The organism is Acidovorax sp. GW835-FHT14B10 (genome assembly GCF_058793725.1).
In genome coordinates this window covers 15,562-40,894 of sequence record NZ_JBXAGC010000023.1, presented here as the reverse complement: position 1 = coordinate 40,894, position 25,333 = coordinate 15,562, and the positions used below count along the sequence as shown (strand labels likewise).

Genomic DNA, 25,333 nt, shown 5'->3' with positions numbered 1-25,333 from the left:
ATCAGGCCTCGACCGGGCTGGCGTGCGCCAGGGCCATCACTTCGTGCGGCGGCAGGCCCTTGAGGCGGTGGTCGCTCCAGACCTGGCGCCAGCGGCGCGAACCTGCCAGCCCATGGCGCAGGCCCAGCATGTGCCGGGCGATGCTGGCCCAGGGCGTGCCGTGCGCAGCGGCCTCGCGCGCCATGTAGTCCACCATGGCGGCCTCCACGTCCTCGCGGGTGAGCGTGCTGGGCGGGGCGCCGTAGTACAGCGCATCCCAGCGCGCCAGCCACCAGGGGTTGTGGTAGGCCTCGCGGCCCACCATCACGCCATCAAGCCCCGCCAGCTGCTCCTGCACGGCCGCATCGGTGTTCAGGCCGCCATTGATGGCAAAGGTCAGCTGCGGAAAGTCGGCCTTGAGCTGGCGCACCACCTCGTAGCGCAGCGGTGGCACTTCGCGGTTCTCCTTGGGCGATAGGCCCTTGAGCCAGGCATTGCGCGCATGCACGATGAACACCGTGCACCCCGCAGCAGCCACGGTGCCCACGAAGTCGCGCACGAAGCCGTAGCTCTCGTCCTGGTCGATGCCGATGCGGTGCTTGACTGTCACGGGCATCTGCACCACGTCCACCATGGCCTTCACGCAGTCGGCCACCAGTTGGGGTTCGTTCATCAGGCAGGCGCCAAAGGCCCCGCGTTGCACGCGCTCGCTGGGGCAGCCGCAGTTGAGGTTGATCTCGTCATAGCCCCACTGCTCGCCCAGCCGCGCGCAATGCGCCAGATCGGCCGGCTCGCTGCCGCCCAGCTGCAGCGCCACGGGGTGCTCTTCGGCGTTGAGGCGCAGATGGCGCTGCACATCGCCATGCACCAGCGCGCCCGTGGTCACCATTTCGGTGTACAGCAGCGTGTGCTGGCTCAGCAGCCGGTGCAGGTAGCGGCAGTGGCGGTCAGTCCAGTCCATCATCGGCGCGACGGACATGCGCCAGGGGCTCAGCGTGGGTTCCACAGTCAAGACAGCAGGAGTAGGGGTTGCAGTGGCGATTGGCAGGACACCGTGCCCTGGCAAAGCTGCAGATGAAAAGCCGTGATTATCCCACCGGTACCGCACGGGTGTCCGATGAGGGTTATGTGTCAAAACGGCCGCCAGCGCTTTATCCATGAGCGCTAGCAGCTATCAAATTTGATAGCTTCTGTCAGCGCGATCCGAATTTCTGGTACATGCCCTCGATGGCTTCGGCGAAATACACCATCAGGTTGCCGCGCTTGAGTTTGAGCGTGGGCGTCATGAAGGTGTTTTCAATCGTCCAGGGCGTGAGCGTCAGGTGCACCGCGCGCGGCACGGCGTAGCGGGGGAAGCTGGCGGTGTTTTTCTCCATGCGCGCCAGCACGGCCCGGTGCACGCTGGCATGGTTCAGGCTGCCGGTGTCTTGCGGGTTCAGGCCCAGGTCGGCGGCAAGGCGCTGCCATGCATCTTGCTTGAGCACCGCCACGCAGGCGATGAAGGGGCGATTCTCGCCGACGACAAAGGCCTGCTCCAGCGCCTGGTCGGCCAGCAGCGCCAGTTCCAGGTCGGCCGGGGGCACTTTTTCACCGGTGGAGGTGACGATGATTTCCTTGATGCGGCCCTTGATGGTGATGCGGCCGTCCACGATCTCCGCCTGGTCACCCGTGCCCAGCCAGCCGTCGGGGCTCAAAACCCTGGCGGTGTCTTCGGGGCGTTTCCAGTAGCCTCGCATGACGATGGGGCCGCGCACCTGCAGCTCGCGGTTGTCGCCAATGCGCACCTCCACGCCGGGCAGGGCGCGGCCCACGCAGGCGGGGTCGTTGTCGTCGAGCGAATTGACCGACACCACGGGTGCGGTCTCGGTCATGCCGTAGCCCTGCACCAGGGGCAGGCCCAGGCCCAGAAAGCATTTGGCAATGGTGGGCGACAGCGGTGCGCCGCCACTCACGGCCACGCGCACGCGGCCGCCAAACTGCGCCAACAGCGGCTTGGCCACCAGGGCCTGCAGCAGGGGCCAGGGCAGGGCGGCCATCCAGCCGGCGGCCCGGCTGCCGGCGTCCGGCTGCGGCGCCGGCAGTCCCTGGGCGGCACAGAACCGTGTCCAGCCCTTGTGCTGCGCGGCTTCATACAGCTGCATCTTCCAGGGCGTGGGCGACAGTTTTTCGAGCAGCTTGGCGTGGATGCGTTCATAGATGCGCGGCACCGACACCAGCACCGTGGGGCGCACGGTTTTCAGGTCTTCGACCAGCAGGGGTACCGAGCGCGCATAGGCCACGCAGCTGCCCGCGGCCATCGGCAGGTAGTAGCCGCCTGTGCGTTCAAAGGTGTGCGAGAGTGGCAGGAACGACAAAAAAACGTCATCCACCGTGGGGGCGATGCGTTCCAGCACCGCCTTCACGTCGCTGACCACGTTGCGGTGCGTGAGCATCACGCCCTTGGGTTTGCCGGTGGTGCCAGAGGTGTAGACCAGGGCGGCCAGGTCATCAGGGCCGGGCGGCGTGGGGGCGGGAGCCTGGGCAGCCTGCGCCGCACCGGCCAGCCATTGCGCCAGCGAGCCCACGGCGGGGCCATCGGCGGTGGCGGCAGAGGGGGCGAACGCGGCATCTTCGTCGGTCACCACCACGGCGCGCAGCGCCGGAAACGCGGTACCGACGTCCCGGATCTTCTCCCACTGCGCTGCCTGGCCCACGATGAGCAGGGAGGCTTCGCAATCGGCCACGATGTAGGCAATGCTGCCGGGGTTGTCGATGGCGTGCAGGGGCACCGGCACGCAGCCTGTGGCCAGCGTGGACTGGTCGGCGCACATGGCGTTCAGGCCGTTGGGCAGCAAGATGGCCACGCGGGCGGCGGCAGGCAGTTGCAGGGCCGCCAGGGCCCGTGACCACTGCGCCACGCGCTGTGCGGTCTGCCCCCAGGTCAGGCGGGTCCAGGCATGCGTGGCGGGGTCGAACGCGCGGTAGGCTTCGGCGTCGGGGGTGCGGGCAGTGCGGTAAGCAAGAAGCTGCGGTAGCGTTTCGACGCTGGCGAGATCGGGTGAAGAAGAGGTCATCAGGCGATGGATTGGTGCGCGGGCATGCCGCTGGGATGCATGACTGCGGGAAAACCCGAACCATCATACCGACTGCGGTGCAGATGCAATACAGCGGGGTGCTGGGCATCGGTGTCATGAGCGTGGCCATGGTGCTGGCCGTGCGCCCGGTGGTGTTCGAGCCTTGTCTGGGCGGCCTGAACAAGAGGTACCGCCTGCACTACTGGAGCGGCCCGCCTGACCGGGCTGGTGCCCGAATGGCGCGATGCCGATGTCTGCTGCGCCTTTCGGTCGGTCGCTGAAAAAAGACCTGATCGCCATGGGACTGCCCGCATCCCGCTTCCACCAGGAGCTGTTTCAGATGCGGTGATCCACCGCAGTGGGCGTGGCAGCGGCTGCGCCTGCCGGGTCAGGCCGCGGCTTCCAGCCCCTGGGCAAAGTGCGCCTGCATGGCCTGGATGGTTTTCTGCGCATCGCGCGCCACCATGGCCGCCAGGATGGCGCGGTGCTCGTTCAGCGAATCCTCGATGCGCCCCTGCTTGAGCAGCGAGTTGTGGCGGTTGAGCTTCATCACCTTGCGCAGGTCGGCCACCATCTGGCTGCGCCAGCGGTTGTCGGCCAGTTCCAGCAGCAGCATGTGAAAGCGCTCGTTCACGGCAAAAAATCGCTCGCGCTCACCGGCGGCGGCTTCCAGTTCGGTGTGCAGATCCTGCAGCGTCTGCAATTGGGCTGCGGTCGCCGTGGTGGCCACCACGCCGGCGGCGTCGCTCTCCAGCAGGCTGAGCAGGTGGTACACGTCGCGCAGGTCTTTCTCGCTCATCTCCGTCACATAGGCGCCACGGCGCACCTTCATCGTGACCAGGCCTTCGGCGGCCAGCACTTTCAGCGCCTCGCGCAGCGGCGTGCGGCTGATGCCGAACTCTTCGGCAATCTTGAGTTCGTCGATCCAGCTGCCGGGCTCCAGCTCGCGGCGGAAGATGCGCTGGCGCAATTGCTCCGCCACTTCGACATACAGGGCGCGGGGCGTGAGGGTGAGGGCGGACATGGGGTGGATTGTAAGCGGACAATAATATTTTGAATGAATAATTATGAATGATGTAAACTCGCCGCCACATCGGGGCATGCCCTGAGACCGTCCAACGCCATCTTCGGAGAAGCCTTCGCCATGAGTGACAAACCCCACAACAACGCGCCCGAGTTCGCTGCTGCTTCGCTGGAGGCCTGGGCCAAGGCCGCCGCCAAGTCGGCCCCCGGTGGCGATGTGAATGCCCTGAACTGGGTCACGCCCGATGGCATCACCGTCAAACCGCTGTACACCGCCGAAGACACGGCCAGCCTGCCGTATGCCAATACCTTGCCAGGCTTTGAACCCTATCTGCGCGGCCCGCAAGCCACCATGTACGCCGTGCGCCCCTGGACGATCCGCCAGTACGCAGGTTTCTCGACCGCCGAAGAATCCAACGCCTTCTACCGCAAGGCCCTGGCCGCAGGCGGGCAAGGCGTGTCGGTCGCGTTTGACCTGGCCACGCACCGGGGCTACGACAGCGACCACCCGCGCGTGACGGGCGACGTGGGCAAGGCCGGTGTGGCGATTGACTCGGTCGAGGACATGAAGATCCTGTTCGACCAGATTCCGCTCGACAAGGTATCGGTCTCCATGACCATGAACGGCGCCGTGCTGCCTGTGCTGGCGGGCTACGTGGTGGCGGCGGAAGAGCAGGGCGTCTCGCAAGACAAACTGAGCGGAACCATTCAGAACGACATTCTGAAAGAGTTCATGGTGCGCAACACCTATATCTACCCGCCCAAGCCCTCGATGCGCATCATTGGCGACATCATTGGCTACACGGCCAGGAACATGCCCAAGTTCAACTCGATCTCGATCTCGGGCTACCACATGCAGGAAGCGGGGGCCAACCAGGCGCTCGAACTCGCTTTCACGCTGGCCGACGGCAAGGAATATGTCAAGACCGCCATTGCCTCGGGCCTGGACGTGGACGAATTCGCCGGGCGCCTGAGCTTCTTCTGGGCGATTGGCATGAACTTCTACCTCGAAGTGGCCAAGATGCGCGCCGCGCGCCTGCTGTGGTGCCGCATCATGAAGGAAACCGGCGCCCAAAACCCCAAGAGCCTGATGCTGCGCACGCACTGCCAGACCAGCGGCTGGAGCCTCACCGAGCAAGACCCGTACAACAACATCGTGCGCACCACCATCGAAGCCATGGCGGCGGTGTTTGGCGGCACGCAAAGCCTGCACACCAATGCGCTCGACGAAGCCATCGCGCTGCCCACCGAATTCAGCTCGCGCATCGCGCGCAACACGCAGCTCATCATCCAGGAAGAGACCCACATCACCAACGTGGTGGACCCCTGGGCCGGCAGCTACATGATGGAAAAGCTCACCCAGGACATGATGGACGCCGCCTGGAAGATCATCGAGGAAGTCGAAGCCATGGGCGGCATGACCCAGGCCGTGGACAGCGGCTGGGCCAAGCTCAAGATCGAAGCGGCCGCCGCCGAGAAGCAGGCGCGCATCGACTCTGGCCGCGACGTGATCGTCGGCGTCAACAAGTACAAGCTGGCCAAGGAAGACCCGGTCGACATCCTGCAGATCGACAACATGAAGGTGCGCGAGGGCCAGATTGCCCGCCTGGAGAAAATCAAGGCAAATCGCGATGCAGCCAAGGTACAGCAAGCGCTGGACGCTCTCACTTCTGCAGCAGAAAGCGGCCAAGGCAACCTGTTGGAGCTGTCCATCAACGCGGTGCGCCTGCGCGCCACGGTGGGCGAGGTGAGCGATGCCCTGGAGAAGGTTTTTGGGCGCCACCGCGCCGATACGCAAAAGGTGACCGGTGTGTACGCTGCCGCTTACGACTCGGCCGAAGGCTGGGACAAACTCAAGACCGAGATCAACGAATTCGCCGAGAAGGAAGGCCGCCGCCCGCGCGTGATGATCGCCAAGCTGGGCCAGGACGGCCACGACCGGGGCGCCAAGGTGGTGGCCACGGCCTTTGCCGACCTGGGCTTTGACGTGGACATGGGACCGCTGTTCCAGACGCCCGAGGAATGCGCCCGCCAGGCGATTGAAAACGACGTGCACGCCGTGGGCGTGAGCACGCTGGCCGCCGGCCACAAGACGCTGGTGCCCGCCATCATCCAGTCGCTCAAGGACCAGGGCGCCGACGACATCATCGTGTTTGTGGGCGGGGTGATTCCGGCGCAGGATTACGAGCACCTGTACGAAGCGGGCGTGAAGGGCATCTACGGCCCCGGCACGCCGATTCCGGCCAGCGCGAAGGACGTGCTGGAGCAGATTCGCAAGGCGGTGGCGTGACCCCTGCGGCGCTTCTCGATGGAGTGGTGCATGGCACGGCTGCGGTGCAGCGCCGCGCCATGTCCAAGGCCATCACCCTGCTCGAATCCACGCGGCCAGACCACCGCGCGCAGGGCGACGCGCTGCTCACGCAGCTGCTGCCCCATACCGGCAAGGCATTCCGCCTCGGCATCAGCGGTGTGCCTGGCGTGGGCAAATCCACCTTCATCGAAGCGCTGGGCCTGTACCTGATTGCGCAGGGCCACCGCGTGGCGGTGCTCACCATCGACCCGTCCAGCACCGTTTCGGGCGGCTCCATCCTGGGCGACAAGACGCGCATGGAGCACCTTTCGGTGCATGAAAAGGCCTATATCCGCCCCAGCCCCAGCAGTGGCACGCTGGGTGGGGTGGCCGAGAAAACGCGCGAGGCCATGCTGGTCTGCGAGGCGGCCGGCTACGACGTGGTGATTGTCGAAACCGTGGGCGTGGGCCAGAGCGAGATCGCGGTGAACGGCATGACCGACATGTTCGTGCTGCTGCAGCTGCCCAATGCGGGCGACGACCTGCAGGCCATCAAGAAGGGCGTGATGGAGATCGCCGACCTGGTGGTCATCAACAAGGCCGACATCGACAAGAACGCCGCCACGCGCGCCGAGGCGCAGATCACCTCGTCGCTGCGCCTCTTGGGCCAGCACGGCAACCCCGAAAACGCCCACCACAACGAAACCCTGTGGCACCCCAGGGTCGTGCAGATCAGCGCGCTGCTGGGGCAGGGCGTGGACGCCTTCTGGGCCGCTGTCATGCAGTTTCGCCAGCTGCAGACCGCCAATGGCCGCCTGGCCGTGCGGCGCGAAAAGCAGGCCCTGGCCTGGATGTGGGAGCGCATCGACGCGGGCCTCAAGCTCGCGTTTCGCCAGCACCCCCAGGTCAAGGAGCTGCTGCCCCAGCTGCAGGCCGATGTGGCTGCGGGGCGCATTGCGGCCTCCACCGCGGCAAGAAATCTGCTGCTGGCGCAATCAGGATAAGCGCCAGCGGCCATCAAATAAGTAGTAAACAACCGAATTCACCAAAGGACGACCATGCAAGACATCCTGGATCAACTGGAGAAAAAGCGTGCGCTGGCACGACTGGGCGGTGGGCAAAAGCGCATCGATGCGCAGCACGCCAAGGGCAAGCTCACGGCGCGCGAGCGCATCGAGCTGCTGCTGGACGACGGCACGTTCGAGGAATGGGACATGTTCGTCGAGCACCGCTGCACCGACTTTGGCATGGAAAGCAACAAGATCCCCGGCGACGGTGTGGTGACGGGCTACGGCATGATCAACGGCCGCCTGGTGTTCGTGTTCAGCCAGGATTTCACCGTGTTCGGCGGAGCCCTCTCGGAAACCCATGCCGAGAAGATCTGCAAGGTGATGGACCAGGCCATGAAGGTCGGCGCGCCGGTCATCGGCCTGAACGACTCGGGCGGCGCGCGCATCCAGGAAGGCGTGGCCTCGCTGGGCGGCTATGCCGACGTGTTCCAGAAGAACGTGCTGGCCAGCGGCGTGATTCCGCAGATCAGCATGATCATGGGCCCGAGCGCCGGTGGCGCCGTGTACTCGCCCGCCATGACGGACTTCATCTTCATGGTGAAGGACAGCTCGTACATGTTCGTGACCGGCCCCGAAGTGGTGAAAACCGTGACGCACGAAGAAGTGACGGCCGAGGAGCTGGGCGGCGCCGTGACGCACACCACCAAGAGCGGCGTGGCCGACATGGCGTTCGAGAACGACGTGGAGGCGCTGATGATGCTGCGCCGCCTGTACAACTACCTGCCGCTGAACAACCGCGAAAAGGCCCCGGTGCGCCCGAGCAACGACCCGGCCGACCGCGCCGATCTGTCGCTCGACACCTTGGTGCCCGACAACGCCAACAAACCGTATGACATGAAGGAGCTGATCCTCAAGACGGTGGACGACGGCGACTTCTTCGAGCTGCAGCCCGAATACGCCAAGAACATCATCATCGGCTTTGCCCGCATGGAAGGCCAGACCGTGGGCATCGTGGCCAACCAGCCGCTGGTGCTGGCCGGTTGCCTGGACATCAAGTCGAGCATCAAGGCCGCGCGCTTCGTGCGCTTTTGCGATGCGTTCAACATTCCCGTGGTCACGTTCGTGGACGTGCCCGGCTTCATGCCCGGCACCAGCCAGGAGTACGGCGGCATCATCAAGCACGGCGCCAAGTTGCTGTACGCGTATGCCGAGTGCACCGTGCCCAAGATCACCGTCATCACCCGCAAGGCCTACGGCGGCGCCTATGACGTGATGAGCTCCAAGCACCTGCGTGGCGACGTCAACTTCGCCTGGCCCAACGCCGAGATCGCCGTGATGGGCGCCAAGGGCGCGGTGGAAATCATCTTCCGCGAGGACAAGAACGACCCTGTGAAGCTCGCCGCCCGCGAGGCAGAGTACAAGGAACGCTTTGCCAACCCGTTTGTCGCCGGCGCCCGTGGCTTCATCGACGACGTGATCCTGCCGCACGAGACGCGCAAGCGCATCTGCCGCTCGCTGGTCATGCTGCGCGACAAGAAGCTCGACAACCCATGGCGCAAGCACGGAAATATTCCGCTGTAAGAGCCAAAGGAGAACAAGAACATGTTTACGAAAATCCTGATTGCCAACCGTGGCGAGATCGCGTGCCGAGTGATTGCAACGGCCAAGAAAATGGGCATCGCCACCGTCGCCGTTTACTCCGACGCTGACAAGGAAGCCCGCCACGTCAAGCTGGCCGACGAGGCCGTGCACATCGGCGCAGCGCCCAGCCGCGAGTCGTACCTGCTGGCCGACAAGATCATTGCCGCCTGCAAGCAGACCGGCGCGCAGGCCGTGCACCCCGGCTACGGCTTCCTCTCGGAAAACGAAGCCTTTGCCAAGCGCTGCGAAGACGAGGGCATTGCCTTCATCGGCCCCAAGGCGTTTTCGATTGCAGCGATGGGCGACAAGATCGCCTCCAAGAAGCTGGCGCTGGAAGCCAAGGTCAATACCATTCCTGGCTACAACGATGCGATTGCCGGCCCCGAGCAGGCGGTGGAAATTGCCAAGGGCATTGGCTACCCCGTGATGATCAAGGCATCGGCCGGCGGCGGCGGCAAGGGCCTGCGCGTGGCGTTCAACGACAAGGAAGCCTTTGAAGGCTTCGCGAGCTGCCAGAACGAGGCGCGCAACAGCTTTGGCGACGACCGCATCTTCATCGAGAAGTTCGTGCAGGAGCCGCGCCACATCGAGATCCAGGTGCTGGGCGACAGCCACGGCAACGTGATTTACCTGAACGAGCGCGAGTGCTCCATCCAGCGCCGCCACCAGAAGGTGATCGAAGAGGCACCATCGCCCTTCATCAGCGACGCCACCCGCAAGGCCATGGGCGAGCAGGCCGTGCAGCTGGCCAAGGCGGTGAAGTACCAGAGTGCGGGCACGGTGGAGTTCGTGGTCGGCAAGGACCAGGACTTCTACTTTCTGGAAATGAACACCCGCCTGCAGGTGGAGCATCCGGTGACGGAGTGCATCACCGGCCTCGACCTGGTGGAACTGATGATCCGCGTGGCGGCGGGCGAGAAGCTGCCCCTCACGCAAGCCGACGTGAAGCGCGACGGCTGGGCCATCGAGTGCCGCATCAACGCCGAAGACCCGTTCCGCAACTTCCTGCCGTCCACCGGCCGTCTGGTGCGCTTTCAGCCGCCCGAAGAGAGCATGTTCCAGTCCGACACCAGCAAGAAGCTGGGCGTGCGCGTGGACACCGGCGTGTACGAAGGCGGCGAGATCCCGATGTATTACGACTCGATGATCGCCAAGCTCATCGTGCATGGCACCGACCGCGACGACGCCATCACCAAGATGCGCGCCGCGCTCAACGGCTTCGTCATCCGCGGTATCAGCAGCAACATCCCGTTCCAGGCGGCGCTGCTGGCGCATCCGAAGTTCGTGGCGGGTGACTTCAACACCGGCTTCATCGCCGAGAACTACGGCAAGGGCTTTGCGGCCGAAGACGTGCCGCACAGCGATCCGCTGTTCCTGGTGGCGCTGGCCGCCTACATGCACCGCCGCTACCGTGCACGCGCCTCGGGCATCAGCGGCCAGCTGGCCGGGCACGAGGTGAAGGTGGGCGAAGAGTTTGTGGTGGTGACGCTGGGTGCCGAGGGCCAGAACCAGCACCACGACGTGGCGGTGACCGACTTCGAAATGGAAGGCAAATTGCGCTCCAGCGCAGTCGCCGTGGGCGGTAAAAGCTATCAGATCAGCAGCACGGCAACCCTGGGACAAATCCGCGTTCAGGGCCAGTGCAATGGCATGGGCTTCACGGCCCAGGTGGAGCGTGGCGTGGGCAAGAACCCGCTGGCGCTGCGCATTGCACACAATGGCACGCAGATCGAAGCCCTGGTGCTGTCGCAGCTGGGCGCACGGCTGCACCAGCTCATGCCGTTCAAGGCGCCGCCCGATCTGTCCCGGTTCCTGCTCTCGCCCATGCCCGGCCTGCTGGTCGATGTGGCGGTGCAGCCGGGCCAGAAGGTGCAGGCCGGCGAAAAGCTGGCCGTGATCGAAGCCATGAAGATGGAGAACATCCTCTTCGCCGCGCAAGATGGCGTGGTGGGAAAGATCATGGCGGGCAAGGGCGAGTCGCTGGCGGTGGACCAGGTGATTCTGGAGTTTCAATGAAATATGCTGCTGGCGCTTGATGGTCAAGCGTTGGCAGCTATCCAAACAGAGTATTCAAGGGCATTTCTCCATGGCAAGCACGAACACACTCCGCCCCTTCAGGGTGCTGGGAATCCAGCAGGTCGCCATTGGCGGCACCGACAAGCAGCGCATGAAAACCCTCTGGGTGGACATGCTGGGCCTTACCCAGACGGGCACTTTCCAGAGCGAGCGCGAAAATGTGGACGAAGACATCCTGGCCATGGGGCAGGGCGCTCACAAGGTCGAGGTGGACATCATGCAGCCGCTCGACATCGACAGGAAACCCGCCGTGCACACCACGCCGCTCAACCACATCGGCCTGTGGATCGACGACCTGGCCGCCGCCGTCGAGTGGCTCACCGCGCAGGGCGTGCGCTTTGCGCCAGGTGGCGTACGCAAGGGCGCGGCAGGCTACGATATCTGTTTTTTGCACCCCAAGAGCAACGACGAGTTCCCGATTGCGGGTGAGGGCGTGCTGATCGAACTGGTGCAGGCGCCGGCGGATGTGATTACCGCACTGGGTTAAGGTATGGCCCGGCGGCGCTGCCGAGCGCGCGCGCCCGGGTTTGTGAAACACCTTTGGATGGATTGGGAAAATGGATCGACGTCAGAATATCGACCGGCGCAGCGGACAAGACAGAAGGCAGCAAGAGCAAGGCCCACCGACCAGCTATGAGCGGCGCCGCGGCGTCGAGCCCCGCCAACCTGAATTGACCGAGCTGGAGCTGAGCGACGAAGAATTGAAAGCCCTGGGCTTCATTCCCGCCTCGCCCGACCAGCCCAGCCCGCCCAAGTAAAGCCCGTCCAAGCAAAACCCGTCGTGCCAGTGGTACTGGCAGACATTTTTTTCTTTTTCGTGCGCATTGATTTGCCTCGCCCCTGAAAGACCCTGCATGCCCTCGACCGCCAACACCTCCACCAGCCAGCCCCTGCAGCTGCACCGCCGCGTAGTCCCTGCTGCAACCCAGGGCCCCTGGACGGTCGATGCCATCCAGGCCCTGCTCGACAAGCCCTTGATGGACTTGCTGTTTGAGGCGCAGACGGTGCACCGCCAGCACTGGCCCGCGGGGGACATCGAACTGGCGACGCTGCTGTCGGTGAAAACCGGTGGCTGTCCCGAAAACTGCGGCTACTGCCCGCAGGCGGCCGAGTTCGACACCGGCGTGAAGGCCGAGAAGCTGATGGAAGTGGATGAAGTGGTGCGCGCCGCCCAGGCCGCCAAGGACGCGGGCGCCACGCGCTTTTGCATGGGCGCCGCCTGGCGTGCGCCCAAGGACCGCGATATTGAAAAGGTCAGCGCCCTGATCGGCGCCGTGAAGGGCCTGGGCCTGCAGACCTGCGCCACGCTGGGCATGCTCGAATCGCACCAGGCGCAGGCGCTCAAGGATGCGGGGCTCGATTACTACAACCACAACCTCGATACGGCCCCGGAGTACTACACCGACGTGGTCAGCACCCGCGCCTACCAGGATCGGCTCGATACCCTGCAGCATGTGCGCAGCGCGGGCATCAGCGTGTGCTGCGGCGGCATTGTGGGCATGGGCGAGGCGCCGGTGCACCGCGCGGGGCTGATTGCGCAGCTCGCCAACCTGCAGCCGTATCCCGAATCGGTGCCGATCAACAGCCTGGTGCGCGTACCCGGCACGCCGCTGGCCGACAGCGAACCCGTCGATCCGTTCGATTTTGTGCGCGTGATTGCCGTGGCCCGCATCACCATGCCCAAGGCGCGCGTGCGCCTGTCGGCGGGACGCCAGCAGATGGGTGAAGCCGTGCAGGCCCTGTGTTTCATGGCCGGGGCGAACTCGATCTTTTATGGCGACAAGCTGCTGGTGACGGGCAATCCCGATGTGGATGCCGATGTGCAACTGCTGGCCAAACTGGGCCTGAATGGCCATCGCACCACCACCACCGAGACGGATGACCTGCAGGCCCATGCGCAACCCCAGGGCGCTTGCGCCTGAACCCCGCGCACCCATCGCGGTGCGCGAGCATCTGCGCACTCAGGCGGCATGGCCTTCGGCCATGGTGTCCCAGGCCTTGAGGGCCTCGGCGGCGTACATCAGCGACGGACCGCCGCCCATGTAAACACTCACGGCCAGCATCTCTTCAAGTTCGGCGCGTGTGGCGCCCAGCTTGAGCAGGGCTTTGACATGAAAGCCGATGCAGCCCGAGCAATGCTGGCTCACGCCAATGGCCAGGGCGATCAGTTCCTTGTGTTTGGCGCTGATCGCGCCTTCGGCCATGGAGGCCTGCGCCAGCTGCGCAAACCCGCGCATGGCGTCGGGCTGGGCCTTGCGGAAAGGCGCCAGGTTTTCATTGATGTGGTGTATCAGGCCGGCATGGTCAAACGTACTCATGAAGGAATTTCCATCAAAAAAAGGGGCAATGCCCAGGGATCGGAAACAGCGCTGCCGGGGCCTTGCCCCTGTGCTGTGTCCGCGCTGTTATTTCTTCAGGGGGCAGGTGTTGATGCCCAGCAAGGTGTAGGCAGGGCAGAAACGGAACAGGCCGGTGGCCAGGGGCACCACGCCCAGCCAGCCCCACCAGCCCACGGTGCCGGTGGCTGCCAGGGCGATCAGCACCAGGCCTGCCACGATGCGCAAGACGCGGTCAAGGCTTCCAACGTTGAGCTTCATGATTTTTCCTTTGCTTGGGGTTGCTGCAGCCCTGGAGCGGGCCGCTTTGCGAAAAGGCGATGCGGCAAAAAACCGCTTCACCGGGTTATTCGAACGAGGGTGTCACGGGCTTCACCACGGGTTTGCCGGCGGCCAGCCAGGCATCAAACCCGCCGGCAATCGACTGCACCTGCAGATAGCCCATGTCCTGCATGGCGCATGCGGCCAGCGCGGCACGGCCACTGGTCTTGCAGTACAGCACCACCTTGAGATCGCGCGACGTGAGCGCCGGTGTGCTGCTGAGCTTGAACTCCAGCAGACCGCGCGAGGCATGGATGGCGCCAGGAAGGTGCCCGGCCTGGAATTCGTCGGCCTCGCGCACGTCGATCAGCGCGTCGGCGTCGCGGATGGCCTGCTCGGCCTGGTCCACGGAGATTTCCTGGACGCGGGTCTTGGCAGCGGTCACCAGGTCGTGGGCGGTTTTCATGGCAGTTCCTTGGGGTGCATGGGAATAGAACAGGGAAAAAGAAAAACCTCAGCCGCGGCGGATGGGCCGCTGCAGCTGCAGCGACACGCTGCCCACCGAGCCGCCGTTGAGCACCTGCGCGTAGCCCTGCTGGCGCAGCCACTGCGCCGCCATGCCCGAGCGCGCGCCCGACAGGCAGCACAGCACCAGGGGTGTGGATTTGTCGGGCAGGGCCTGTGCGCAATCGGTGCCCAGGCGGTCCAGGGGCAGGTTGATGGCGCCGTCCACATGCCCGGCGGCAAACTCGCCGGGCGAGCGGACATCGACCACCAGGCAATGGGCGGGCTGTGGCAAGGCGTTGGGTTCCATGGTGTCTTGGGGGGATGAAGGGGGTTACTTGGCTACGGCAGCGTCCACGGTGGCGGCGTGCAGGGCGCGCTCGTCCAGCTGCCCGGCGAGCGCCAGCAGGCGCAGACGCTCCAAGGTCAGGGCGGTGCGCAGCTGCGCCAGGGCCAGCTCGGCGGCGGCGGCATCGTTCTGGGCGTTGAGCAGGTCCAGCGTGGTGCGGTCGCCGACCTGGCGGCCCAGCTGCGTGGCGTCCAGGCGGGCCTGGCTGGCGCGCAGGGCGGCGTCCTGTGCGCTGGTGCGGGCCGTGCCGGCCTGCAGGCGCAGCCAGGCCGCACGGGTTTGCTGCGCCACCTGCTGGCGGGTGCGGTCGAGTTCGGCTTCGGCCTTGGCCTGCAGGTGCAGCAGCTCTTGCTCGCGTGCGCCGCGCTGGCCGCCGGTGTACAGCGGCACCGTGATCTGCACGCCCACCAGGTGCTGCTGGGCGGTGTTGCTGCCCTGGCCGTAGCGGCCCGAGCCGCTCAGGTGCTCGCGGCTGGCCTGTGCCACCAGGTCCACCGTGGTGCCTGCCCCCCGGGCGTATTGGGCGACATCCTGGCGCGCCACTTCCACGGCCAGGGTTTGCTGGCGCAGGCCCGGGTTGCGGGTTTCCGCCTGGTCCAGCCATTGCGGCAGATCCGGCACGGCCGGGGTGGCAGCGAGGGCAGGGGCGGGCGCCACCCGCAATGCATCGGCCGGCCAGCCGGTGGTGTCGGCCAGGGTGCGCTGGGCAATCTGCAGATCCACTTCGGCGGCCAGCACCTGTGCGTCGATGGCGCGGGCGCGGGCGGCCGCTTCGTGGGTGTCGGTCACGGGGGCGTCGCCCAGCTGGAAGCGGTCTTGCGCTTCCACCAGCGCCTTGTTCACGGCCACTTGCTGGCGCTGCAGCAGGCGCAGGGCATCCTGGGCCAGTGCCACGGCAAAGTAGCGTTCGGCGGTCTGCAGCATCAGGGCCTGTTCGGCGGCCTGCCATTGCACATCGGCCAGGTCGGCGGACAGCGCAAGCTTGCGGCCCTGGGCCGTGCGTTCGGGGCTGTACAGCGGCATGCGTGCTCCCACGCTCCAGCGCCCGCCCAGGCTGTTGTCCACCGAGGTGTTGAACCCTACATGGGACGAGGTACCCAGGCCCGGCGCGGAGAACGAGGCACCGCCGGCAGAGGTTTGGGAGCCCATGGCTCCGCCCGCGGCCGTGGCGGCCACCGTGGGGCGCCACAGCGCGCTGGCCTGGTCGCGCCGTGTCTGGCCGGCCCGCAGCGCGGCCTGCGCCACGGCCATGTCCGGGTCGTGCTGGCGCGCGGCCTGCCAGGCTTGCAGCAGATCGCCCGCCTGGGCACCCGTGATGCCCAGCGCCACCAAGGCGGCCCACAGGGGCTTCATGCGCATGGTGCGATCTCCGTTCAGTTGCCTGCCGCCGCGCCCAGCTTGCGCATGATCGTTTCCATCAGGCACCACCGGGTGAAGCCGCTTTGCAGCAGGTTGGCGCCGACAAAGGCCGTGAACCACAGCCAGTTGGCGCTGTGGAAAATCGGGCTGCCGGCCACGCCCAGGGCCAGCGACAGCAGGATGAATGCGCCGCCGATGATGCGAACGAGTTGCCAGGAAGTCATGATGAAGCTCCGTAGTTGAATGATGGGAGTAAAGCAGCAGAAGGTGGCGGACTCATTGGGGACCAGAGGGCTCTTGCAGGCGCTCGATGCCCAGAATCTTGAGCACGTATTTCTCGTAGACCGGGTCGGTGTTGCCGGACTTGATCTTGCCGAGGAAATATTTCTCGAAGGCGATCTTGCCCAGGTGCACCCATTTGCCCTTCTTGAACCAGTTGACGTTGCGCGGTGGAATCTGCGGCAGTGCCACAAAGGCCGCGCCGGTGTCGCCCATGTCGGCCAGGCAGATGGCGTTCCAGGTGGCGGTGGCCGTGGCGGGCTTGCCCTCGAGGTCGGCGGCGATGTTGTGCACGATGGCCGAGACCATGGTCTCGATCATGTAGCCGGTCTTGGGCGCGCCGGTGGGCACGGGGGTCACCTCCACGGGTGGAATCGCCACGCACACGCCCGCCGCAAAGATGTTGGGGTAGGCCTTGCTGCGCTGGTGCGCGTCGATCAGCACAAAACCGCGCGGGTTGCACAGGTTGGGCACGGCGGCCACGGCATCCACGCCCTTGAAAGCGGGCAGCATCATCGAAAGCTTGAAGGGGAGCTCGTGCTGCTTGATCAGATGGCCCTGGTCGTCGAGCTGGTCCACCATCATCTTGCCGTCCTCCACGCGCGTGGTCTTGGCGTTGGTGATCCATTGGATGTCCTGTCCGCGCAGCTCGCTCTCCAGCATGCTCTTGCTGTCGCCCACGCCGCCCAGGCCGAGGTGGCCGATGTAGGGCTCGCTGGTCACATAGGTCAGGGGCACCTTGTGGCGCAGCTTGCGCTTGCGCAGGTCGGCCGACACGATGAAGGCGAACTCGTAGGCCGGGCCAAAGCAGCTGGCGCCAGGCATGGCGCCGATGACCATGGGGCCGGGGTTTTCGAGAAACTTTTCGTAATCGGTCCAGAATTGCTGGGCATGGTCGACCGTGCAGATGGAGTGCGTGTGGCCATCGATCGGGCCCGCGCCCGGCACTTCTTCGAAGGCCAGCCGGGGGCCGGTGGTGATCACCAGGTAGTCATAGGCCACGGTCTGGCCATTGGCGAGCGCCAGGCTATTGCCCGCCGCGTCGATGGCCTGGACGGGGCTGGCGATGAAATCGATGCCCTTGCGCTGCAGCAGGGGGGCGATCTGCAGCACGATGGCATCCCGCTGCCGCCAGCCCACCGCGATCCAGGGATTGGAGGGCACGAAATGGAAATAGTCCACCGCGCTGATCACGGTGACGCGATGCTGCGAGGGCAGCTTGCTGCGCAACTCATAGGCGGCGGGCATTCCGCCGATGCCTGCTCCGATAACGACGATGTGGGCCATGGTCTGTCTCCTGTGGTGCCTGGTTGAAAATCCGTGCAGATCAGTGCGGCGCAGCCTCTGTCGGGCTGCTGCCAGCGGGGGGAGCGGAAGCAACGGGTGCAGCGTCCTGGCCGTCGCCGGGGTGGCGCACCTGCTTGCGGTAGGCCGCGTAATACAGCGTGGGGATGACCACCAGCGTGAGCACGGTGGAGACAAAGATGCCGAAGATCAGCGAAATGGCCAGGCCATTGAAGATCGGGTCATCCAGGATGAAAAACGCGCCAATCATGGCCGCCAGCCCCGTCAGCACGATGGGCTGGGCCCGGGTGATGGCCGAGTGCACGATGGCGTCCTTGAGTGGCGCGCCCTCGCGTACCTGCAGGTTGATGAAATCGACCAGCAGGATGGAGTTGCGCACGATGATGCCGGCCAGCGCGATCATGCCGATCATGCTGGTGGCCGTGTACTGCGCGCCCAGCAGGGCATGGCCCGGCATCACGCCGATGGTGGTCAGCGGTATGGGCGCCATGATGATCAGCGGCGTGAGGTACGAGCCGAACTGCGCCACCACCAGCAGGTAGATGAGGATCAGGCCCACGGCATAGGCGGCGCCCATGTCGCGGAAGGTCTCGTAGGTGATCTGCCACTCGCCGTCCCACTTGATGGCGTAGTCGCGCAGTGCGTCCGAGGGCTGGCGCACGAAGTATTCCACCAGCGGGCCGCCGCCCGGGGTCTGGATCTTTGCGATGTCACCGCGCATCTGGAACATGCCGTACAGCGGGCTGTCCACCTTGCCGGCCATGTCGGCCACCACAAAGTTCACGGGCAGAAGGTCCTTGTGGTACACGGGCTGCTCGCGCACGGTGTCGCTCACCGTTACCAGCTCGCTGATGGGCACCTGCTGGCCCGAGGCCCCGCGCACCGTCAGCTGCAGCAGCGCGGCCAGGTCGCCATGGCTTTCTTCGGGCAGCTGCAGCACCACGGGCGCAGGGTATTTGCTGGCGTCGTGCAGGTAGGTGGTGGCCTCGCCCGCCAGGCCCGCGCGCAGCGTGCCCACGATGGCCTGCTGCGGTATGCCCAGCAGCGCGGCCTTGCGCCGGTCGATCAGCAGCAGCTTGCGCGGGGCGCTGGCGATACTGTTGTCGTCCACATCCACCAGGCCCGTGGTCTGGCTGAACACGGCGCGCACGGCCTTGGCCACCTGGCGGCGCCCGTCGGCCTCGGGGCCATAGATTTCGGCCACGATGGGTGACAGCACCGGCGGCCCCGGCGGTACTTCGACCACCTTCACGTTGGCGCCCAGGCGCTGCCCGATCTGCTGCAGGGCAGGGCGCACGCGCGTGGCGATGGCATGGCTCTGGTCCTTGCGGTGCGATTTGTCCACCAGGTTCACCTGGATGTCACCCACATCGCCCCCGGCGCGCAGGTAGTACTGGCGCACCAGGCCATTGAAATTGATGGGGGCGGCCGTGCCCGCGTAGGCCTGGTAGTCGGTCACCTCGGGCACCGTGGCGAGATACGCGCCCAGTTCGTGCAGTACCGCCGCGGTCTGCTCCACCGGGGTGCCGGCAGGCATGTCCACCACCACCTGGAACTCCGATTTGTTGTCGAACGGCAGCATCTTGAGCAGCACCAGCCCAGTGGCGGGCAGGGCCACCGACAGCGCGATCAGCACGGCCACGCCCAAGCCCAGCAGGCGGCGGTTGCGGCTGCCGCGCTGGTCGTCGAGCAGCGGCGTGAAGATGCGGGTGAACAGGGGGGTGATGCGGGCCGCCATGCCCGAGGGCGCGGCATGCGTTGCTGCGCTGCCGTGGTGCACCTTCATCCAAAGGCGCGCCAGCCAGGGCGTGACCACAAAGGCAATCGCCAGCGACAGCAGCATGCCCATGCTGGCGTTGATGGGGATCGGGCTCATGTAGGGGCCCATCAGGCCCGACACAAAGGCCATGGGCAGCAGGGCGGCAATCACCGTGAACGTGGCCAGGATGGTAGGGCCACCCACCTCGTCCACCGCGCCCGGGATGATTTGTGCGAGCGTCTTGCCCGGAAAGAGCTGCTGGTGGCGGTGGATGTTCTCGACCACCACGATGGCATCGTCCACCAGGATGCCGATGGAGAAGATGAGCGCAAACAGCGACACGCGGTTGAGCGTGAACCCCCAGGCCCAGGAGGCGAACAGGGTCACCGTGAGCGTCAGCACCACCGCCGTGCCCACGATGGCGGCCTCGCGCCGGCCCAGCGCCATGAACACCAGCGCCACCACCGATGCCGTGGCAAACAGCAGTTTCTGGATGAGCTTTTGCGCCTTGTCGTTGGCCGTGGCGCCGTAATTGCGCGTTTCGGCCACTTCAACGCCGTCCGGAATGACGGTGTTGTGCAGCTGCTCCACCCGCTGCATGACGGCGTTGGCCACGTCGATGGCGTTTTCACCCGGTTTCTTGGTCACCAGCAAGGTGACTGCGGGGTATTCGCCGCCACCGCTGGCCTCGGCCTTGCCGTGCCACACGTAGCGGCTCGCGGGCAGCGGGCCGTCGCTGACCTCCGCCACGTCTTTCAGGAACAGTGGCTTGCCCCCGCGCACCCCCACCATCAGCTCGGCCACGTCACTGGCCTGCGTGAGAAACGGGCCCGCCTCTACCGCCACCGCCTGGTTGCCGGCGATCAGCTCGCCCACGGGCATGCCCATGTTGGCCGATTGCAGCGCGCTGCGCAGGTCCTGCACGGTGGTGCCGGTGCTGGCCATCCGGGCGGGGTCCAGGCGCACCATCACGGCCCGGCCGGGACCGCCTATCGTCTGCACTTCGCGCGTGCCGGGCACACGCTTGATTTCAGACTCCATGCTGTGCGCCACGCGCTCCAGGGCAAATGCGCCGGTGTCCGCATCCTTGCTGAAAAGCGTGAGCGTGACGATGGGCACATCGTCGATGCCCTTGGGTTTGATGAGGGGCTCCAGCACCCCCAGGTCGCGCGGCAGCCAGTCGGTGTGGCTGCGCAGGGTGTCATGCAGCTGCACCAGGGCCTCGGTGCGGGCCACGCCCACCTTGAACTGCACGGTGAGCACGGCCACGCCAGGGCGCGAGACCGACATCACATGCTCGGTGCCCGCCATCTGCGACAGCACCTGCTCGGCCGGAGTGGCCACCATCTGCTCCACATCGGCCACTGAGGCGCCGGGGAACGGAATCAGCACATTGGCCATGGTGACGTTGATCTGCGGCTCTTCTTCGCGCGGCGTCACCAGCACGGCAAACACACCCAGCAAAAACGCCACCAGCGCCAGCAAGGGGGTGATCTGGGCGCTCTGGAACAAGGCCGCGATGCGGCCCGAAATGCCCAGGGCTTTCGGGGTGTGCATGTCGGCCATCTCAGCGCACCTTGGCAGCTGCCTGCGGATCGGTGGCCACCTGGTCGCCCTGGCGCAGGCCACTGAGCACCTCGATCTGGTCGCCGTCAATGCGGCCCAGGCGCACCTGGCGCAGCAGTGGCTTGCCCTGGGCATTGAGCACATAGACCCCCGTCATTTCCGCGCGGCGCACCACGGCGCTGGCCGGAATCTGCACACGCTGCATGCCCACCGCCGCGGACGCTGCTGGCAACCACAGGCGGGCAAACATGCCGGGCGTCGCACCCTTCAGGTCTGGCAGCAGTGCCACGCGCAATTGCACGGCGTGCGTGGCGGCATCCACCGTGGGCAGCAGCTGGATCTGGCTGGGCTGCACTGCGATGCGCGCCGCCGCGAGAGCGGGAAGTTCAACTTGCAGGGTTTGTGCACCGGCCAAGGTGGCGGCAGCCATTTGCGGCACCATCGCGGTCACGCGCAAGGCAGCGGGGTCATGCAGCCTGACCAGTGGGCGCCCGGGCATCGCCATGTCCCCCAGGGCCACGGGCACCTCGCTCACCACGCCGGAATAAGGGGCCTTTACGGCGTAGAAGCCTGATTGCGTCATCGCTGCCCCCGCCTGTGCCTGCAGTGCCTGTACCTGGGCCTGGCTGGCCTGCAGTTGCGCCCGGGCACGGTCCAGTGCCGCCTGGCTGATGTATTGCTTCTGGTAGAGCTGCTTCTGCCGCTCGAACTCCTTGCTCGCCACCTGCATGCTGGCGCGGGCGGCATCGACCTGCGCTGCGCTGGCGGCGGCGTTCTGCGTTGCCGCCCGGGCATCGATGCGCAGGATTTCCTGCCCCGCTCGGACCGTGTCGCCAACCGTCACGCCGAGCGAAACAATCGCACCCTGCACCTGGGCCGAAAGCGTCGTATCGCGCACAGCCTCCACCACACCATCCACGCTGGCTTGCTGGCCTGCGCCATTGGCCTGCGCCGTATGGGTTTTGAGCGGCGCTGCATCTGCGGCCCATGCGCCTTGCGCGGCCATCAGGCTGGACAGAAGGGCAGCCGTAGCGAGTCGAGGTATCAGCATCCGTTTCTCCGCCCCGTTGGGGATGTCACTTGCATTGCGTTCAATATTTAACTAAATAGCTAATTAGTCAATTGATGTATCATAACCACCCATCCGATCCTCAAGTTGCTGGAATTTCCGGCCGTTCAGACCCAGGAGTGATTTATGAAAGACATGCCTCCCCAAGCGCTGGAAGCGGTGGCCGGTTACTTTCAGGTGCTGGCAGAGCCCACGCGCCTGCGCATCCTCAACATCCTGCGCGACGGTGAACGCAACGTGGGTGATCTGGCGCAGATGTGTGGTTACACGGCTGCCAATGTGTCACGCCATCTTTCGCTGATGACCAAACAAGGCCTCGTCGCGCGCGAAGGGCGGGGCACCAGCGTGTACTACCGTTTTGCAGACGAATCGGTGTATGCGCTGTGTGATCTGGTATGCGACAACATTGCCCGGCAGCTGGAACGATCGGCGGCCAGCAGGGCGCCGTTCACCGTGGCAACTGATCTGGAATAGCAGACTGCACCGGAGCGCGCGAGGCTTGCAGGGCATTGCTCGGTCCATTCAGAACCTCTTGGGGCGGGGTTCGGTAAAGTAGCGGGTGGCATGACTGCACGAAACTCTCGGGCACTTCCATGAGCACCCGCACCACCCCTATCCAGACCGATTTCCTCATCATCGGCGCTCCTTTGGAGTCTGTGGAAACTGGTTCGCCGGTGCTACGACAACCCATGGAAGTCGTTGAGCGAACGGCGATTCGGAAACTAAATCGCCGCGACTGTGCGCGGCGATGGTGTGTGATGCGAAACAGGGAGCGCCCAACGATATCGCCGGGCTGGCTTTTCGATCAGCCGGCCGAGTACAGCAGTTGTCGTGCCTCACGTTGTACGGCGGTCTCATTGCGCATTTCGTCGATCACCTGCTGGCGGGTCTTGTTCGACGTCGCCGATGCGGCTTCTACACCTCGCGGGTAGTTGCTTTCGCCGTAAGACAAACGACCTTGTCGCATCGCGGCTTCGGTTTCCGCCCTGACTTGCTCGCGGGTTTTTTCGTTCTTGAAATGTTCGGGGTGAACGACCACACCAGCCTGGTTGTTGGCCGGGTGCATGTATTCCGCCGATGCCATTCCCGGCAGGCCGAAGGCCGCCACGGCGGCCACGCTTGCGATCAAGGCGGAGAGGGAGAGGCGACGTTGAGTCATGATCAATATCCTTGATGGAGTCTCTGAGGTTTGCATCTCCAACGCTTTGGTGCAGCGGTGAGGAGATGTACTCATGGTAGAAACCCCTAGCCAACAAAACCGAGACAGCCGGATGACATTTCCGACAGTTTTCGTTGCGGCAAGCGTCATGCGTGGGTCGCGCAATACGGAAACACCAGAGCAAAGCATGTACGCCCATGGGAGGATGTGACGGTGACGCTTCCACCGTGGGCTTCGGCGATGGCACGGGTGATGGCCAGGCCCAGCCCGCTGCCCTCGGAATCGGGATGCGCCCTGGAGGGATCGGCCCGGTAGAAGCGGTCGAACAGCCGCGGCAGCATCTTGGGGTCGATCTCGGAGCCCGTGTTTTCCACAGACACCACCGTGGAATCCGCAGTGTCCGCGATGTGGACCGTGATGGTCCCGCCTTCGGGCGTGTGGCGCAGTGCGTTGGACAGCAGATTGCTGGCGGCGCGGCGAAACATCAGGCGGTCACCCTCCATGTCGCCATCGCCCTCCAGCCGCAACCGGATGCGCTTTTCCTCTGCGACGGCTTCATAGAACTCCAGCAAGGCCAGGGCGTCCTGGCGGGCCGAAAACCGCTCCTTGTGCGGAAGATCCACACCGCGCTCGGTCTTGGCCAGAAAGAGCATGTCGGCCACCATGCGTGCCAGGCGCTGGAATTCCTCTGCATTGGAGGCCAGGATGTCCCGGTAGGTGGCGGCATCGCGCTTGCTGGACAGGGCCACCTGGGTTTGCGTCAGCAAATTGCTGATAGGGGTGCGCAGTTCATGCGCCAGGTCCGATGAAAAATCCGTCAGGCGCTGGAAATCCTCTTGCAGCCGATCCAGCATGCGGTTGAGCTCTTGCGCCAAATCAGCCATCTCCACTGGCACGGTCTGCACGGGCATGCGCTCGCTCAGCTTCTGACTGGTGACCGCGGCGGCGCGGGATCGCATCTCGCGCAGAGGGGCCAGTCCCTCGCGCGCAGCGAGCCAGGACAGGAATCCGCACACGACGATGGCAGCCGCCACATAGAGGAGCAAATTGCGCCGAAGGTCCTGCAGAAACTGTGCGTGGTGATCCGTATCGGTCGCAATCAGAACGCGCAGTGTTGTCGGTGCATTGGCGTGTGAATAAGCCGGCGTGGTCTCGAAACGCAAGGTGTGCTGGATGCTGTCGCCGCGCTTCCAAGTACCGTACGGCTCGATTCCCATCACAGGCCCTGCCGGCGCGCTTTGCGCATCCGGGGGGAATCCTTTGGATTGGAAGACAAGCTCTCCCTGCGCGTCCTTGACCAGGGCGTAGAGGCCATGGTGGTAGCCCAAGGCCTCGTCCAGGCGCCAACGTGCATCCTGCGCCGAAGGGGCTCTGCGCAGGATTTCTTCGATCAGATGCTGCTTTTCCTGCAGCGCGATGCGATCGAGCGCCACGAAATGCCGCCCGGTTTCGATCAGGAACAAGACGCCCAGGCCCAGCACGATCGATGCGGCCACCACGGTGAAGAAAAGGGTCAGGCGCTGGGTCAGCGGGAGCCTGCCCCAACGGGCGCGCGACAGCACTCAGGGCTCCTCGGGCAGGTCCAGTACATAGCCCATGCCGCGCACGGTCTGGATCAGCTTGACCGTATGGCCTTCATCGATCTTCACGCGCAGGCGGCGCATGGCAACCTCGATGACGTTGGTGTCGCTGTCGAAGTTCATGTCCCATACCTGCGATGCGATGAGCGAACGCGGCAGCACCTCGCCATGGCGACGCATCAGCAGCTCCAGCAGGCCGAACTCCTTGGCCGTCAGGTCCACGCGCCGGCCATTGCGTGATACCCGGCGGCGCAGCAGATCGAGCTCCAGATCGGCCACGCGCAGCGTGGTGCCTTCGCTGCCGGCATGACCGCGGCGCAGGATGATGCGCACCCTGGCCAGCAGCTCGGCAAACGAGAACGGCTTGACGAGATAGTCGTCGGCCCCCAACTCCAAGCCCTTGACCCGGTCCTCCACCTGATCGCGGGCGGTCAGGAACAGCACGGGCATTTCCAGGCCCCGATCACGCAAGGACTGCAGCACCTGCCAGCCGTTCAGGCCCGGCAGCATGACATCCAGGATCACCAGGTCGTACTGGCCATGGATGGCCATGTGCAGTCCATCGGCACCATTGGGCACCAGGTCCGAGCCGTAGCCTGCCTCGCTCAATCCCTGGCGCAGGTAGGCCCCGGTCTTGGGCTCATCCTCGACGATCAATATCTTCACGTGCGCGCTCCTTCGGTGTGCTGGTGTGAGAGTTTGCCGAGCTTGAAGCCGTCTGGCATGGAGATAACA

Annotated in this window: 24 protein-coding genes; 9 read left to right on the top strand and 15 right to left on the bottom strand. The window is 65.2% G+C overall.

Annotation, left to right across the window (positions count from 1 at the left end; translation table 11 throughout):
- Window position 1: 1 nt before the first annotated feature.
- Both dusA and AC1Q5S_RS16550 read right to left on the bottom strand, forming a co-directional pair.
- A complete protein-coding gene (gene dusA / locus AC1Q5S_RS16555) occupies window positions 2-991 on the bottom strand; it encodes a tRNA dihydrouridine(20/20a) synthase DusA (protein ID WP_303833723.1) in 990 nt (329 codons plus the stop codon).
- Between the two features lie 181 nt (window positions 992-1,172).
- On the bottom strand, window positions 1,173-3,032 hold the full coding sequence (locus tag AC1Q5S_RS16550) for an AMP-dependent synthetase/ligase (RefSeq protein WP_422203989.1): 1,860 nt from the start codon (window positions 3,030-3,032) through the stop codon (window positions 1,173-1,175).
- Window positions 3,033-3,109: 77 nt separating this feature from the next.
- Here AC1Q5S_RS16550 and AC1Q5S_RS16545 point away from each other — a divergent pair, with 77 nt between their 5' ends.
- Window positions 3,110-3,313, top strand: a complete 204-nt coding sequence (locus AC1Q5S_RS16545; protein ID WP_303833721.1) for a hypothetical protein — start codon at window positions 3,110-3,112, stop codon at window positions 3,311-3,313.
- Between the two features lie 107 nt (window positions 3,314-3,420).
- On the opposite strand, the gene AC1Q5S_RS16540 is transcribed toward AC1Q5S_RS16545, so the two are convergent.
- The gene (locus AC1Q5S_RS16540; protein WP_422203987.1) at window positions 3,421-4,056 is read right to left on the bottom strand and encodes a GntR family transcriptional regulator; all 636 of its coding nucleotides are present in this window, start codon (window positions 4,054-4,056) and stop codon (window positions 3,421-3,423) included.
- A 120-nt stretch (window positions 4,057-4,176) separates the two neighbouring features.
- On the opposite strand from AC1Q5S_RS16540, the gene scpA reads away from it, so the two are divergent.
- The 7 genes from scpA to bioB all read left to right on the top strand — a co-directional run bounded on the left by scpA (window position 4,177) and on the right by bioB (window position 12,994).
- Window positions 4,177-6,345 (top strand): methylmalonyl-CoA mutase, encoded by a 2,169-nt coding sequence (gene scpA / locus AC1Q5S_RS16535; protein ID WP_303833720.1) that lies wholly within the window; start codon window positions 4,177-4,179, stop codon window positions 6,343-6,345.
- The gene (gene meaB / locus AC1Q5S_RS16530; protein WP_492239099.1) at window positions 6,342-7,349 is read left to right on the top strand and encodes a methylmalonyl Co-A mutase-associated GTPase MeaB; all 1,008 of its coding nucleotides are present in this window, start codon (window positions 6,342-6,344) and stop codon (window positions 7,347-7,349) included. The genes scpA and meaB overlap by 4 nt, the downstream gene beginning before the upstream one ends.
- Before the next feature lie 54 nt (window positions 7,350-7,403).
- On the top strand, window positions 7,404-8,936 hold the full coding sequence (locus AC1Q5S_RS16525) for an acyl-CoA carboxylase subunit beta (RefSeq protein ID WP_422203982.1): 1,533 nt from the start codon (window positions 7,404-7,406) through the stop codon (window positions 8,934-8,936).
- Between the two features lie 21 nt (window positions 8,937-8,957).
- Window positions 8,958-11,012: an acetyl-CoA carboxylase biotin carboxylase subunit gene (locus AC1Q5S_RS16520; protein ID WP_492239097.1), complete on the top strand. Its 2,055-nt coding sequence runs from the start codon at window positions 8,958-8,960 to the stop codon at window positions 11,010-11,012.
- Between the two features lie 70 nt (window positions 11,013-11,082).
- A complete protein-coding gene (locus tag AC1Q5S_RS16515; RefSeq protein ID WP_303833716.1) occupies window positions 11,083-11,559 on the top strand; it encodes a VOC family protein in 477 nt (158 codons plus the stop codon).
- A 70-nt stretch (window positions 11,560-11,629) separates the two neighbouring features.
- Window positions 11,630-11,830: a hypothetical protein gene (locus AC1Q5S_RS16510; protein ID WP_303833715.1), complete on the top strand. Its 201-nt coding sequence runs from the start codon at window positions 11,630-11,632 to the stop codon at window positions 11,828-11,830.
- 96 nt (window positions 11,831-11,926) lie between these two features.
- Window positions 11,927-12,994, top strand: a complete 1,068-nt coding sequence (gene bioB / locus AC1Q5S_RS16505; protein ID WP_422203978.1) for a biotin synthase BioB — start codon at window positions 11,927-11,929, stop codon at window positions 12,992-12,994.
- Between the two features lie 39 nt (window positions 12,995-13,033).
- Here the strand turns inward: bioB and AC1Q5S_RS16500 are convergent, their stop codons facing one another.
- The 9 genes from AC1Q5S_RS16500 to AC1Q5S_RS16460 all read right to left on the bottom strand — a co-directional run bounded on the left by AC1Q5S_RS16500 (window position 13,034) and on the right by AC1Q5S_RS16460 (window position 21,841).
- On the bottom strand, window positions 13,034-13,390 hold the full coding sequence (locus AC1Q5S_RS16500) for a carboxymuconolactone decarboxylase family protein (protein ID WP_034712508.1): 357 nt from the start codon (window positions 13,388-13,390) through the stop codon (window positions 13,034-13,036).
- A gap of 87 nt (window positions 13,391-13,477) precedes the next feature.
- Entirely contained in the window at window positions 13,478-13,669 is a 192-nt protein-coding gene (locus AC1Q5S_RS16495) for a YgaP family membrane protein (RefSeq protein WP_303833713.1), read from the bottom strand.
- A gap of 85 nt (window positions 13,670-13,754) precedes the next feature.
- On the bottom strand, window positions 13,755-14,135 hold the full coding sequence (locus tag AC1Q5S_RS16490; RefSeq protein WP_303833712.1) for a rhodanese-like domain-containing protein: 381 nt from the start codon (window positions 14,133-14,135) through the stop codon (window positions 13,755-13,757).
- Window positions 14,136-14,183: 48 nt separating this feature from the next.
- On the bottom strand, window positions 14,184-14,483 hold the full coding sequence (locus tag AC1Q5S_RS16485) for a rhodanese-like domain-containing protein (protein ID WP_303833711.1): 300 nt from the start codon (window positions 14,481-14,483) through the stop codon (window positions 14,184-14,186).
- A 24-nt stretch (window positions 14,484-14,507) separates the two neighbouring features.
- The gene (locus AC1Q5S_RS16480; protein ID WP_492239095.1) at window positions 14,508-15,881 is read right to left on the bottom strand and encodes a TolC family protein; all 1,374 of its coding nucleotides are present in this window, start codon (window positions 15,879-15,881) and stop codon (window positions 14,508-14,510) included.
- Between the two features lie 14 nt (window positions 15,882-15,895).
- Window positions 15,896-16,105: a YgaP family membrane protein gene (locus AC1Q5S_RS16475; protein WP_303833709.1), complete on the bottom strand. Its 210-nt coding sequence runs from the start codon at window positions 16,103-16,105 to the stop codon at window positions 15,896-15,898.
- Between the two features lie 52 nt (window positions 16,106-16,157).
- Entirely contained in the window at window positions 16,158-17,447 is a 1,290-nt protein-coding gene (locus AC1Q5S_RS16470; RefSeq protein ID WP_492239093.1) for an NAD(P)/FAD-dependent oxidoreductase, read from the bottom strand.
- Between the two features lie 40 nt (window positions 17,448-17,487).
- Window positions 17,488-20,790 carry an efflux RND transporter permease subunit gene (locus tag AC1Q5S_RS16465; RefSeq protein WP_492239092.1) on the bottom strand — a complete coding sequence of 1,101 codons (3,303 nt, stop codon included), beginning with the start codon at window positions 20,788-20,790 and terminating at the stop codon, window positions 17,488-17,490.
- Between the two features lies 1 nt (window position 20,791).
- A complete protein-coding gene (locus AC1Q5S_RS16460; protein ID WP_422205494.1) occupies window positions 20,792-21,841 on the bottom strand; it encodes an efflux RND transporter periplasmic adaptor subunit in 1,050 nt (349 codons plus the stop codon).
- 144 nt (window positions 21,842-21,985) lie between these two features.
- On the opposite strand from AC1Q5S_RS16460, the gene AC1Q5S_RS16455 reads away from it, so the two are divergent.
- Window positions 21,986-22,333 carry an ArsR/SmtB family transcription factor gene (locus AC1Q5S_RS16455; protein ID WP_303833705.1) on the top strand — a complete coding sequence of 116 codons (348 nt, stop codon included), beginning with the start codon at window positions 21,986-21,988 and terminating at the stop codon, window positions 22,331-22,333.
- Window positions 22,334-22,664: 331 nt separating this feature from the next.
- Here AC1Q5S_RS16455 and AC1Q5S_RS16450 read toward each other — a convergent pair whose 3' ends face one another.
- From AC1Q5S_RS16450 to AC1Q5S_RS16440, 3 genes are all read right to left on the bottom strand, one after another.
- A complete protein-coding gene (locus AC1Q5S_RS16450) occupies window positions 22,665-23,018 on the bottom strand; it encodes a DUF4148 domain-containing protein (RefSeq protein WP_303833704.1) in 354 nt (117 codons plus the stop codon).
- Window positions 23,019-23,164: 146 nt separating this feature from the next.
- Complete coding sequence (locus tag AC1Q5S_RS16445) at window positions 23,165-24,580, bottom strand: heavy metal sensor histidine kinase (protein ID WP_303833703.1); 1,416 nt, start codon at window positions 24,578-24,580, stop codon at window positions 23,165-23,167.
- Complete coding sequence (locus AC1Q5S_RS16440) at window positions 24,581-25,264, bottom strand: heavy metal response regulator transcription factor (protein ID WP_303833702.1); 684 nt, start codon at window positions 25,262-25,264, stop codon at window positions 24,581-24,583.
- Window positions 25,265-25,333: the final 69 nt, after the last annotated feature.